10 protein-coding genes are annotated in these 12,592 nt (G+C 62.4%); 4 read left to right on the forward strand and 6 right to left on the reverse strand.

The window, feature by feature from the left end:
* Positions 1–10 precede the first annotated feature (10 nt).
* The 4 genes from BG60_RS25390 to BG60_RS25405 all read left to right on the forward strand — a co-directional run bounded on the left by BG60_RS25390 (position 11) and on the right by BG60_RS25405 (position 2,753).
* Positions 11–880 (forward strand): DUF1571 domain-containing protein, encoded by an 870-nt coding sequence (locus tag BG60_RS25390; protein WP_034473197.1) that lies wholly within the window; start codon positions 11–13, stop codon positions 878–880.
* 194 nt (positions 881–1,074) lie between these two features.
* Positions 1,075–1,317 carry a hypothetical protein gene (locus BG60_RS25395; protein WP_008349248.1) on the forward strand — a complete coding sequence of 81 codons (243 nt, stop codon included), beginning with the start codon at positions 1,075–1,077 and terminating at the stop codon, positions 1,315–1,317.
* Between the two features lie 95 nt (positions 1,318–1,412).
* The gene (gene surE, locus BG60_RS25400) at positions 1,413–2,201 is read left to right on the forward strand and encodes a 5'/3'-nucleotidase SurE (RefSeq protein WP_034473198.1); all 789 of its coding nucleotides are present in this window, start codon (positions 1,413–1,415) and stop codon (positions 2,199–2,201) included.
* Positions 2,202–2,291: 90 nt separating this feature from the next.
* Entirely contained in the window at positions 2,292–2,753 is a 462-nt protein-coding gene (locus BG60_RS25405) for a DUF2147 domain-containing protein (protein WP_034473199.1), read from the forward strand.
* Between the two features lie 78 nt (positions 2,754–2,831).
* On the opposite strand, the gene BG60_RS25410 is transcribed toward BG60_RS25405, so the two are convergent.
* From BG60_RS25410 to typA, 6 genes are all read right to left on the reverse strand, one after another.
* Positions 2,832–3,224 (reverse strand): transposase, encoded by a 393-nt coding sequence (locus BG60_RS25410; protein WP_008349245.1) that lies wholly within the window; start codon positions 3,222–3,224, stop codon positions 2,832–2,834.
* Positions 3,225–3,367: 143 nt separating this feature from the next.
* Positions 3,368–4,465 (reverse strand): cell division protein ZapE, encoded by a 1,098-nt coding sequence (gene zapE, locus BG60_RS25415; protein WP_034473201.1) that lies wholly within the window; start codon positions 4,463–4,465, stop codon positions 3,368–3,370.
* Positions 4,466–4,547: 82 nt separating this feature from the next.
* Entirely contained in the window at positions 4,548–5,978 is a 1,431-nt protein-coding gene (gene lpdA / locus BG60_RS25420; RefSeq protein ID WP_034473203.1) for a dihydrolipoyl dehydrogenase, read from the reverse strand.
* 89 nt (positions 5,979–6,067) lie between these two features.
* Positions 6,068–7,372, reverse strand: coding sequence for a 2-oxoglutarate dehydrogenase complex dihydrolipoyllysine-residue succinyltransferase (gene odhB / locus BG60_RS25425; RefSeq protein WP_008349242.1), 1,305 nt, complete (start codon positions 7,370–7,372; stop codon positions 6,068–6,070).
* A gap of 84 nt (positions 7,373–7,456) precedes the next feature.
* Positions 7,457–10,315 carry a 2-oxoglutarate dehydrogenase E1 component gene (locus tag BG60_RS25430; RefSeq protein WP_008349241.1) on the reverse strand — a complete coding sequence of 953 codons (2,859 nt, stop codon included), beginning with the start codon at positions 10,313–10,315 and terminating at the stop codon, positions 7,457–7,459.
* 334 nt (positions 10,316–10,649) lie between these two features.
* The gene (gene typA, locus BG60_RS25435) at positions 10,650–12,476 is read right to left on the reverse strand and encodes a translational GTPase TypA (RefSeq protein WP_008349240.1); all 1,827 of its coding nucleotides are present in this window, start codon (positions 12,474–12,476) and stop codon (positions 10,650–10,652) included.
* Positions 12,477–12,592: the final 116 nt, after the last annotated feature.

Genomic DNA, 12,592 nt, shown 5'->3' on the forward strand with positions numbered 1-12,592 from the left:
GGAGATACCCATGCCGCGCTCGGCTTCCGGCTTCCGGTTCGCTTGTGCGAGCCTGTTGTGTCTCGCGCTCGCGTCTTTCGCGGCACGCGCCGATCCATCCGATGACGTTGGGCGCATCGGCGATCTCGGCGTCGAGCAGCAGGTGCAATGGCTGTCGCGATCGGCGGGAAGCGGCGCGCTCGCCAGTCTCGACGATGCGCAACTCGTCGCCCTCTTCCGCTCGCTCGACGCGCGCACGCTGCCGCGCTATCTGCAAGACGGCTTACGCGATTTCGATTCGTGCGAGTTCACGATGCGCCGCCGCGAGCGCATCAAAGGCAAATGGCCGAAGCGCGCGGATCACATGCTCGTGCGCGTCACGCGCGAGCCGCTGCGCATCTATGCGAAATGGCTGCCGGATGGCGGGCACGCGGGGCAGGAAGTCATCTACGACGATTCGAAGCGTCCCGATCAGCTTTACGGTCATCTCGGCGGCTTTCTGGGCGTCGTGCCGATGTGGGCATCGGTGAACGGCGCGCTCGCCCGCGCGCAGTCGAATCATTCGATCCGCGAGCTCGGCATCGACGCGATCACGCAACGCTTCATCGACGAAGGGCGCAAGTTCGCCGAAGCGGGCATCACGAAACCAACGAACATCGAAGTGAAGAACGTCGACGGACTGCGCGTGATCGCGCTCACCTACGAAACGGTCGAAGGCCAACCCACCTTCTATGCGAAAAAGGAAGTGCTCGGACTCGACCTCGAACGGCCGCTTTTCCGCACGCTGGAGTCGTACGACAACGACGGCGAGATTTTCGAAAGCGTCGTGTTCGAGCGCATCGAGACGAAACCCTTCGACGACCTGACGTTCGACCCGAAAAATCCCGACTATCGCTTCTGATTTCCTTCTGATTTGAAGCGCGCGCTGACTTCGTGACATCCCGTGTAACAACTCGTCGCACCGCGCGGCGCGCGTTTTAAGTTTCGCCTAAGAGTCGGCCGATAACCTGCCCGCACTCCATCGACATCAAGGTCCGCGCGAAGCGTCAAGCCGAAAGCGCCGCACATCGTCATGCAAACCTGAGGACATCGTTCATGAACCTCCGCCGTCCGGCTTCCGCACCCGTGCGAGCCATCAAAAAGCTTCTGAGCCATCACGAAATCGCCACGCTGCTCCTGCTGATGCACGCGCCGATCGATGTGATGGCCGCCACGCCCGATGTCGCCTCGCTGCAGGAATACGGCTATGTCGAGATCGTGTCGCCGGACGCCGGCACCCCGAAAGTGCGCCTGACCGAAGACGGCAACGCCGTGCTGCGCGGGCTCGGCGTCAAGTAAGGCTTCATTTCGATACGGGCCGCGGACGCCCGGGAACGCGAACTCTGTAATAATCGGTCGATACTTTTTCATCACCGACCAAGGAGTGATTCGCGATGTCCGCCCTCTCACCCATCGTGCAGCGTGTGCTCATCACCAACGACGACGGCATCGACGCGCCCGGCCTCGCCGTGCTCGAAGCGGTCGCCGCCGAACTCGCGCACGAAGTTTGGGTCATCGCGCCCGAGCACGATCAGAGCGGCACTTCGCATTCCATCAGCCTGCATTCGCCGCTGCGCATCTCGCGTCAGGGCGAACGGCGCTTCGGCGTACAGGGCACGCCAGGCGACTGCGTCGTGATGGGCGTGCGCCACATCATGAAAGACGCGCCGCCCACACTTGTCCTGTCCGGCATCAACCGCGGGGCGAATCTCGGCGTCGAAACGATGTTCTCCGGCACCGTCGGCGCGGCGATGACGGGCCTCTTGCTCGGCTTGCCGTCGATCGCGCTCAGTCAGGCTTTCACGGACCGCGAGAACGTGCGCTGGGACACGGCGCGCGCGCTGGCGCCGGGCGTGATCCGCCAATTGCTCTCGATTTCCCACGACGCGCCGACGTGCCTGAACGTCAACTTCCCCGATTGCGACGCGTCTGCCGCGGGTCCGCTCACCGTGACGCGGCAAGGCATCGGGCTCGTGGAAGGCATCGACGTGTTGCCGCTCGTCGATCCGCGCGGCATCGACTATCACTGGCTGCGCTTTCAGCGTGGCCCGCGCCCGAATTCGCCCGATAGCGAAACGGCGGTGGTGGCGGCAGGCAGCGTGTCGGTCACGCCGCTCCATTTCGATCGCACCGACGAGCGCACGTTCGCCACGCTCGAAGCGGGTCTTAAACGCGCCGTCTGAGTTTTCGGTCCGCGCGCGTCTAGAACGATTCTTCTCAGACGGGAACGGTCGCTTTCTCGTATGCTCGGCCGTTCACGACAAGGAGACGACATGACCCGTTTCATCGGCTCGCGCGGTGCACGCGTGACGCTCGGCGCGCTGTGCGCCACTTTCGCCGCGAGCGTTTTCGCGCAGGCGACGCCCGTCGGCACCTGGCAGACCATCGACGATCAGACCGGCAAAGCGAAAGCGATCATCCAGATCGCCGACGACGGCAACGGGCAGTTGTCGGGCAAGGTCGTGCGTGGCATCGGCGAATTCGATCATCCGGAACGGCGCTGCACGGCCTGCACGGACGAACGCAAGGATCAGTTGATCAAGGGCATGACGATCATCACCGGCATGCGTCAGGACGGCGACGAGTGGGAAGGCGGCCAGATTCTCGACCCGGACAGCGGCAAGCTCTACAAGTGCAAGATGAAACTCGAAGACGGTGGCAAGAAGCTCGTCGTGCGCGGGTATATCGGCGTTTCGCTGCTGGGGCGCTCGCAAACCTGGGTGCGCCAGCAATAGCTTTATACAAAGACAAAGCCGGTCGAAGACGTCGATCTTCGACCGGCTTTGCTCATCTCGCGAGCACGCTTCGAGCAATCATGCGGCGTGACGATGTTGCGCCTCTTCCGCTTGTGCTTCGGCGGGCAGGTTCGGCTCTTCCGGCTTGAATTCCCCCGGCACACGCATGCGCGATGTCATCAACGCATAGAGCGATTCGCCGGCCGGCCCGAACAACTGCGTCATGACGCGCAGCAGGACGCCCGATTCGTGCCACGCCTTGAAGCGCCGATGGCACGTCTGATACGACGGATATTTGCGCGGCAGCGTGGACCATGACGCCCCGCTGTACATGACCCAGAGCACACCGTTGAGCACGGCGCGGGTATTGGCGAGCGGCCGGCCCCGCAACTCCGAACGCGGACGCAGTTCGGGAAGCAGCGGTGCAACCATCTGCCATTCTTCGTCGGACATGTCGCGATAGGGCTTCACGGTAGTTTCTCCAATTCACTGACTGATAACCGGTATCGACGATACCGAGTACCCGAAAGCCAGCAAATCGGAGTGGTCCGAATCTTGAAATTGCTCGCAAAACCTTATGCCGATTGGCCTACCGCAGATTTTTGATACTCGTATTAGGTCAGCGAAATATCGGTGACGCGGCGCGGCGCCTCCAGATATTCCTTCGACTGCATCTCGACGATACGCGACACCGTGCGCGTGAACTCGTTGGCCATCGGCCCTTCGACGTACAGTTCTTCCGCGGGCACGGCCGCCGACATCAGCAGCTTGACCTTGTGGTCGTAGAACACGTCGATGAGCCAGGTGAAGCGGCGCGCTTCCGATGCCATGCGCGGCGTCATTTGCGGCACGTCCGACAAGATGACCGCGTGAAAGCGGTTCGCCAGTTCGAGATAGTCGTTCTGCGAGCGCGGGCCGCCGCATAGCGTCGCAAAGTCGAACCAAACGACACCGTCGGCTTTGCGCAATGCCTTGATCTCGCGCTTCTCGATGTGCAGGATCGGGCTTTCGTCGGGCACGGCCGCGAGTTTCGCGAAATCCGCACGCAACGCCTCGCTCGCCGACGCACCAAGCGGCGTGTGATACGCCTTCACCGTCGAGAGCGTTTGCCTGCGGTAATCGGTGCCGGCATCGACGTTGAGCACGTCGAGATGCTCTTTGATGAGCTCGATCGCGGGCAGAAGACGATCGCGATGCAGCCCTTCCGGATACAGCGTGTCGGGCTGGTAATTGGACGTCATCACGAACTGCACGCCAGCCTTGAAAAGACGGTCGAGCAGGCGATACAGGATCATCGCGTCGGCAATATCGGAGACGTGAAACTCGTCGAAACAGATCAGCCGATAACGCTTCGCGATGCGTTTGGCGAGTTCGTCCAGCGGATCCGACTGCCCTTTCAGCTCCTCCAGTTCGCGATGCACCTCGCGCATGAATTCGTGAAAATGCAGACGCGTCTTGCGCTGCACCGGCACGACCGCATAGAAGCTGTCCATCAGGAAGCTCTTGCCGCGCCCGACGCCGCCCCACATGTAGACGCCGCGCGGCAACTCGGGACGCACGAGAAACTTCTTGAGCGCATTCGAGCGGCGCGCCTTGTACGCGACCCACTCTTCATAGCACTGTTGAAGACGCGCGACCGCCGCGAGCTGCGCCTCGTCCGATTGATAACCCCGCGTGCGCAGTTCGTTTTCGTAGTATTCGGTGACGTTCATCTTCGGCCGTTCGATGTGACAAAGGCGAGCGGATCAACCCGCTCGCCTTTGTTGTGCTGCCTTACTGCCAAGGCAAACGGTATTACATGTTCAACGCGCGCTTGTCGACGGCGAGCGCCGCTTCGCGCATCACTTCCGACAGCGACGGATGCGGATGGCAGATGCGGCCGATATCTTCCGACGCCGCCTTGAACTCCATCGCCACGACCGCTTCCGCGATCAGATCCGACGCGTCCGCAGCAATGACGTGCACGCCGAGGATTTCGTCGGTCTTCGCGTCCGCGATCATCTTGACGAAGCCTTCGGCACGGCCGATGCCGAGCGCGCGGCCGTTGGCCATCATCGGGAACTGGCCGGTCTTGATCTCGCGGCCTTCGGCCTTGAGCTGCTGCTCGGTCTTGCCGACCCACGCGATTTCCGGTTCCGTGTAGATGACCCACGGCACGCAGTTGTAATCGATGTGCGGCTTCTGACCGTCGATGATCTCCGCCACCGCCACGCCTTCGTCTTCCGCCTTGTGCGCGAGCATCGGGCCGCGCACCACGTCGCCGATCGCGTACACGCCCGGCACGCTCGTCGCGCAATGATCGTCCACGTCGATGAAACCGCGCTCGTTCGCCTTCAGGCCGATGCTTTCCAGACCGAGGTTATCGGTGTTCGGCACGCGGCCGATCGACACGATCAAACGATCCGCTTCCAGCGTCTGCGCGTTGCCTGCGTTGTCCGTGTAAGCGATCGAAACGCCGTTGGCGCTCGTCTTCACTTCGCCGATCTTCACGCCGAGGTGAATGTCGAGACCCTGCTTCTTGAACTGCTTCGCGGCTTCCTTCGCGAGCGACTCGTCCGCCGCGCCGAGGAATTGCGGCAGCGCTTCGAGCACGGTCACTTCCGCGCCGAGACGACGCCACACCGAGCCGAGCTCCAGACCGATCACGCCCGCGCCGATCACGGCGAGCTTCTTCGGCACGGAATCGAACGACAGCGCGCCTTCGTTGTCGGCGATCAGCTCGTTGTCGACCGGAATGTTCGGCAGATGGCGCGCCTTCGAACCCGTCGCGATGATCACGTTCTTCGCCGTGACGACTTCCGTCTCGCCTTCGCCCGACACTTCGATCTGCACGCCGGCCGCGTTCTTCCCGGTGAACTTGCCATGACCCTTGAGCCACGTGATCTTGTTCTTGCGGAACAGGAACTCGATGCCCTTCGTCATCTTTTCGACGATGCCGTCTTTACGCGCGAGCATCTTCGACACATCGAGCTTCACGTCCGACACGCTGATGCCGTGATCGGCCAGATGCTTCGACGCATTCTCGAATTCTTCCGACGACGCCAGCAGCGCCTTCGACGGAATGCAGCCTACATTCAGGCACGTGCCGCCGAGCTTCAATGCGCCTGCCGGGTTCTTCCACTTCTCGATACACGCAACCGACTTGCCGAGCTGCGCTGCGCGAATCGCCGCGATATAGCCGCCAGGGCCCGCGCCGATCACGACGACATCAAATTCTTTGGACATGACTTTCCTTGGTGTGTCTCCGCTTTTGCGGAGCAGCCTCTTGCGATGCGCGCGAGCCTATCGCGCGCATCGAGGCAACTAAGCTTGTATTACAGGTCCAGCAGCAGACGAGCCGGATCTTCCAGCGCGTCCTTCATCGCGACCAGCGACAGCACGGCTTCGCGGCCGTCGATGATGCGGTGGTCGTACGACAGCGCGAGGTAGTTCATCGGACGGATCACGATCTGGCCGTTTTCGACGACCGCGCGTTCCTTCGTCGCGTGCACGCCGAGAATCGCGGATTGCGGCGGGTTGATGATCGGCGTCGAGAGCATCGAGCCGAAAACGCCGCCGTTCGAGATCGAGAACGTGCCGCCGGTCATTTCTTCGATCGACAGCTTGCCGTCCTTCGCCTTCTGGCCGAATTCGGCGATCTTCTTCTCGATGTCGGCGAGGCTCATCTGATCCGCATTGCGCAGGATCGGCACGACGAGACCGCGCGGCGAACCGACCGCGATACCGATGTCGAAGTAGCCGTGATAGACGATGTCGTTACCGTCGATCGATGCGTTCACGAGCGGGAACTTCTTCAGCGCGTGGACGGCGGCCTTCACGAAGAACGACATGAAGCCGAGCTTCACGCCGTGTTCCTTCTCGAAGCGGTCCTTGTACTTGTTGCGCAGATCCATGACCGGCGCCATGTTGACTTCGTTGAACGTCGTCAGGATGGCGTTGGTTTGCTGCGATTCGAGCAGACGCTCGGCGATACGCGCACGCAGACGCGACATCGGCACGCGCTGTTCCGGGCGGTCCTTCAGCCACTGATCGGCCGATGCCGGTGCGCTGACTTGCGGCAGCGACGGCTTCGCGGCGCGCGCGGCGGCCGGAGCCGGTGCGGCGGCGGGCTTGGCCGGTGCGGCAGCCGGTGCGCCGGCTTGAGCGGCGAGCGCGTCGCCCTTCGTGATGCGGCCGTCGCGGCCCGAGCCCGACACCTGATCCGCCGACACGCCCTTCTCGGCGAGGATCTTCGTCGCGGCCGGCGATGCGGCGCCGCCCGCCGATGCTTGCGCAGCAGCCGGAGCCGACGTGGCAGCGGCGGTTTCCGCGACCGGCGCGGGCTTCACTTCGGCGTCGCCGGCAGCGGCGACGGCGGCAGGCGCTTCGCCCGCTTTCGCTTCGGTGTCGATCTTGGCGATGAGTTCGTCGGCGGTGACGATATCGCCGTCGTGCTTGATGACTTGCGCCAGCACGCCGGCCGACGGAGCCGGCACTTCGAGCACGACCTTGTCGGTCTCGATTTCGATGAGGATTTCGTCCTGGGCGACAGCCTCACCCGGCTTCTTCTTCCACTGCAGCATGGTCGCTTCCGAGACCGACTCGGAAAGCTGGGGAACCTTGACTTCTACGATAGCCATTTCTGTATTTTCCTGATGCGTGTCTGTGTGTACGAGCAGCGAAACCGGGGAACGTCCGTTCGCCCGGTTTCGATCAAGCAATGCTTACTTGGCGATGACCTGCGCGCCCTTGAGGCGGCCGAACGCGCCTTCCACGAGCACCTTCTGCTGCTCGTAGTGCTTCGCGTAGTAGCCGACCGCCGGCGATGCCGATGCAGGACGGCCGCTGTAGGCCAGCTTCATGCCTTCGCGCATGCCTTCGCGCAGATGGTGCTCGACGTAGAACCAGGCGCCCTGGTTCTGCGGCTCGTCCTGCACCCACACGACTTCGGTCGCGTTCTCGTACTTCTTGAGTTCCGCGTCGAACTGCTTGTGCGCGAACGGGTACAGCTGCTCGATACGCACGATCGCGACATCGTTGCTCTTCGCTTCGCGGCGATGCGCGATGAGGTCGTAATAGACACGGCCCGAGCACACGATCACGCGCTTGACCTTCTTCGCCTCGATGGCTTCGTCCGTTTCGCCGATGACCGGCTGGAACGAGCCCTTCGCCAGTTCCGACAGATCGGACACGGCTTCCTTGTGACGCAGCAGCGACTTCGGCGTGAAGATGATGAGCGGCTTGCGGAACAGGCGGATCATCTGACGGCGCAGCAGGTGGAAAACCTGCGCCGGCGTCGTCGGCTGGACCACTTGCATGTTGTGATCCGCGCACAGTTGCAGGAAACGCTCGATACGCGCCGACGAGTGCTCCGGACCCTGACCTTCGTAGCCGTGCGGGAGCATCATCGTGAGACCGGAGACACGGCCCCACTTCACTTCGCCCGACGAGATGAACTGGTCGATCACGACCTGCGCGCCGTTCACGAAGTCGCCGAACTGCGCTTCCCACGCGACGAACGTGTTCGGTTCAGCGGTCGAATAACCGTACTCGAAACCGAGCACCGCTTCTTCCGACAGCACCGAGTCGATCACCGTGAACTTGGCCTGGCCTTCCGCGATGTTCTGCAGCGGAATGTACGTGCCGTCGTTCCAGCGCTCGCGGTTCTGATCGTGCAGAACGGCGTGGCGGTGCGTGAACGTGCCGCGGCCCGAGTCCTGGCCCGTCAGACGCACGGCATAGCCCGATGCGACCAGCGATGCGAACGCGAGGTGCTCGCCCATGCCCCAGTCGAGCTTGGCTTCGCCGAGACCCATCGCGCGGCGGTCGTTGATGACGCGCTCGACGAGCGGGTGAACCTTGAAGTTTTCCGGAATGGTCGTGATGCGCTCGGCCAGACGCTTGAGTTCCGCGAGCGGCACCGCCGTGTCGGCCGCGTCGGTCCACTTGCGGTTCAGGAACGGCACCCAGTCGACCGCGTACTTGCTCTTGTAGTTCGAGAGCACCGGATCGATCGTGTGATGGCCTTCGTCCATCGCCTGACGATATTCCTTGACGAAGTTGTCCGCTTCCTCGGCCGTGATGACGCCCTGTTGCACCAGCTTTTCGGCGTAGACGGCGCGCGTGCCCGGATGCTTCGCAATCGTCTTGTACATCAGCGGCTGCGTGACCGCCGGCGTGTCCTGCTCGTTGTGACCGAGCTTGCGGAAGCAGATGATGTCGACGACCACGTCCTTGTGGAACTTCATGCGGAAGTCGATGGCGAGCTGCGTCGCCAGCACGACGGCTTCGGGATCGTCGCCGTTCACGTGCAGCACCGGCGCCTCGATCATCTTGACGACGTCCGAGCAATACAGCGTCGAGCGCGCATCGCGCGGATCCGACGTCGTGAAGCCGATCTGGTTGTTGATGACGATGTGCAGCGTGCCGTGCGTGCCGTAACCGCGCGTCTGCGCGAGGTTCAACGTTTCCATCACGACGCCCTGGCCCGCGAAGGCCGCGTCGCCGTGCACTTGCACCGGCAGCACTTGCAGGCCTTCTTCGTCGCCGCGACGATCCATACGCGCCTTGGCCGAGCCTTCGACCACCGGATTCACGATTTCGAGGTGCGACGGGTTGAATGCGAGCGACAGGTGAACCGGGCCGCCTTCCGTGGCGACGTCCGACGAGAAGCCCTTGTGGTACTTCACGTCGCCGGCCGGCAGGTCATCGACGTGCTTGCCTTCGAATTCGGCGAAAAGGTCCGCCGGCATCTTGCCGAGCGTATTGACGAGCACGTTCAGACGCCCGCGGTGCGCCATGCCGATGACGATTTCCTGCACGCCGTTCTTGCCCGCGTGACGCACGACTTCGTCCATCGACGCGATGAAGCTCTCGCCGCCTTCCAGTGAGAAGCGCTTCTGGCCGACATACTTGGTGTGCAGGAAACGCTCGAGGCCTTCGGCGGCCGTCAGGCGATTCAGGATGTGCTTCTTCTTGTCGTTCGAGAAATTCGGCGTCGAGCGAATCGACTCGAGCTGCTCCTTCCACCAGCGCTTCTGTTCCGGATCGCTGATGTACATGAACTCGGCGCCGATCGTGCCGCAGTACGTGTCGCGCAGCGCCTTGACGATGTCGCGCAGCGATGCCTGCTCGAAACCGAAGTACAGGTTGTTCGCGTTGAACACCTGATCCATGTCGGCTTCGGTGAAGTCGTAGAAGCCGGGTTCGAGTTCGGGAATGGGGGGACGCTCGCGGCGCTTGAGCGGATCGAGATTGGCCCATTGCGTGCCAAGGAAGCGATACGCGCCGATCAGCGATTGGACGTAGACTTGCTTTCGCGCGGTGGTCAGATCACCGGTGCTTTCGCGCGGCAGAAAGGCGTTCGCCTTCGCGCGCTGAGCGAAAGATTCGACGATGGGGCCGTGAGCCACGTCGTTGTGAGCCGTGCCGTCCGAAGCGGGCACGTTCTGCAACGCGTCGAAGTAGGCGCGCCAGGTCTCGGGCACTGACGCGGGATTATCGAGATATTGCTCGTACAACTCTTCGACGTACGGAGCATTACCGCCGAACAGATAAGAGTTCGACTGGAATTGCTTCATCATTTTACGCTCACCTTTCTTCGAGTTTCTCGAGGAAGTGCGGGTTACGAAACCTTCCGCGCCACGGCCTGACCGTTTAGCGGATTGCGCGAATCAAGTCTGCTTGGAAGGACCTAAAAAGCGACAGCTAATCCGAGAAGCATAGCACAGAACGAATAGTCATATGACGTATCGCCGCATGTGCCCTCGCCTCGTCGTCGCCTCGCCATCCTTTACGCAACAAGGATGTGCGGGCTATTCTGAGATAAGCAAGGGTGCGTTGCGAGGCATCGAAGAATGACAAAAGCCGCCCGAAGGCGGCTTTTGTTCCGACGTTGCTCACAGATGCATGCGCAGCTTATTCGGCGTTGGCTTCGCGGCTTGCGCGGCGACGCTCGTGTTCTTTCAGATGACGCTTGCGCAGACGAATCGACTGCGGCGTGACTTCGACGAGCTCATCGTCGTCGATGAACTCGACCGCGTATTCGAGCGAAAGCTGGATCGGCGGAACAAGACGCACGGCTTCGTCAGTGCCCGATGCGCGCACGTTCGTCAGCTGCTTGCCTTTGATCGGATTCACGACCAGGTCGTTGTCACGGCTGTGAATGCCGATGATCATGCCTTCATAGAGCGCATCGCCCGGCGACACGAACATGCGGCCGCGATCCTGCAGCTTCCACAGCGCATAGGCGACGGCAGCGCCATCGTCCTGCGAGATCAGCACGCCGTTACGGCGCTCGCCGACCGAGCCTTCCTTCACCGGCGCGTACGAATCGAAGGTGTGGCTCATCAGGCCCGTGCCGCGCGTGAGCGTCAGGAACTCGCTCTGGAAGCCGATCAGCCCGCGCGCCGAAATCTTGTACTCGAGACGCGTGCGGCCACGGCCATCCGAGGTCATGTCGAGCATTTCCCCCTTGCGGCGGCCGAGCTCTTCCATCACGCCGCCCTGATGCTGGTCTTCGATATCGACCGTCAGGTTTTCATACGGCTCGCACTTCACGCCGTCGATTTCCTGCAGCACCACGCGCGGACGCGACACGGCCAACTCGTAACCTTCACGGCGCATGTTCTCGACGAGAATCGTCAGATGCAGTTCGCCGCGGCCCGACACTTCGAACGTCGTTTCGTCGCCGGTGTCTTTCACGCGCAGCGCGACGTTGTGATTCAGTTCCTTCGTCAGACGATCGCGGATCTGGCGGCTCGTCACGAACTTGCCTTCCTTGCCTGCGAGCGGCGACGAGTTCACGAGGAAGTTCATCGTGAGCGTCGGCTCGTCAACGGTGATCATCGGCAGCGCTTCGGGATTGTCCGGCGAGCAGATGGTCACGCCGATGCCGATTTCCTCGATACCGTTGATGAGCACGATATCGCCGGCCTGCGCCTCTTCCACCTGCACGCGCTCGAGGCCGTGGAACGACAGCACCTGATTGATCTTGCGATTCAGGATCGCGCCGTCCGGACCCGAGCGCACGGCCACCTGCATGCCCGGGCGGATACGGCCACGCGCGACACGGCCCACGCCGATACGGCCGACGTACGAGTTGTAGTCGAGCGACGTGATCTGAAGCTGCAAAGGACCGTCCGGATCGGCCGGACGCACGGGAACGTGTTCGAGAATGGCTTCGAACAGCGGGCGCATCGTGCCTTCGCGGACATCGGGTTCGAGGCCGGCGAAGCCGTTGAGACCCGACGCGTAGACGATCGGGAAGTCGAGCTGCTCTTCGGTCGCGCCGAGCTTGTCGAACAGATCGAAGGTCTGGTTGATCACCCAGTCGATACGCGCGCCCGGACGGTCCACCTTGTTGACGACGACGATCGGCTTCAGGCCGAGCGCGAGCGCCTTCTTCGTGACGAAGCGCGTTTGCGGCATCGGGCCTTCGACGGCGTCGACGAGCAGCAGCACGGAATCGACCATCGACAGCACGCGCTCCACTTCACCGCCGAAGTCCGCGTGTCCCGGCGTATCGACGATGTTGATGTGCGTGCCTTCGTATTCGACGGCGCAGTTCTTCGCCAGGATCGTGATGCCACGTTCCTTTTCGATGTCGTTCGAGTCCATGACCCGCTCGGCGACCTGTTGGTTTTCCCGGAAGGTGCCCGACTGGCGGAGCAACTGGTCGACGAGCGTGGTCTTGCCGTGGTCGACGTGGGCAATGATGGCGATATTGCGGAGGGCGCGAGTCATAGAAAGTGTCTTGGTTGTGCGCCGTAAGAGCGAGTCCCTTCTGTTGCGAGACTCCGTGGCTCGGCAAGCCCCCTCTGGAAAGCGTCATGCAAGCATGACTACGCGGGCCCGGCGCG

The organism is Caballeronia zhejiangensis, assembly GCF_000698575.1.
In the GTDB taxonomy this organism is placed as follows: domain Bacteria; phylum Pseudomonadota; class Gammaproteobacteria; order Burkholderiales; family Burkholderiaceae; genus Caballeronia; species Caballeronia zhejiangensis.

Excerpts from the sequence above, each read along its gene's own strand:
- typA (WP_008349240.1), bottom strand. The coding sequence starts at position 12,476 with ATGACTCGCGCCCTCCGCAATATCGCCATCATTGCCCACGTCGACCAC.
- BG60_RS25395 (WP_008349248.1), top strand. The coding sequence starts at position 1,075 with ATGAACCTCCGCCGTCCGGCTTCCGCACCCGTGCGAGCCATCAAAAAG.
- zapE (WP_034473201.1), bottom strand. The coding sequence starts at position 4,465 with ATGAACGTCACCGAATACTACGAAAACGAACTGCGCACGCGGGGTTAT.
- surE (WP_034473198.1), top strand. The coding sequence starts at position 1,413 with ATGTCCGCCCTCTCACCCATCGTGCAGCGTGTGCTCATCACCAACGAC.
- BG60_RS25430 (WP_008349241.1), bottom strand. The coding sequence starts at position 10,315 with ATGATGAAGCAATTCCAGTCGAACTCTTATCTGTTCGGCGGTAATGCT.
- BG60_RS25390 (WP_034473197.1), top strand. The coding sequence starts at position 11 with ATGCCGCGCTCGGCTTCCGGCTTCCGGTTCGCTTGTGCGAGCCTGTTG.
- lpdA (WP_034473203.1), bottom strand. The coding sequence starts at position 5,978 with ATGTCCAAAGAATTTGATGTCGTCGTGATCGGCGCGGGCCCTGGCGGC.
- odhB (WP_008349242.1), bottom strand. The coding sequence starts at position 7,372 with ATGGCTATCGTAGAAGTCAAGGTTCCCCAGCTTTCCGAGTCGGTCTCG.
- BG60_RS25405 (WP_034473199.1), top strand. The coding sequence starts at position 2,292 with ATGACCCGTTTCATCGGCTCGCGCGGTGCACGCGTGACGCTCGGCGCG.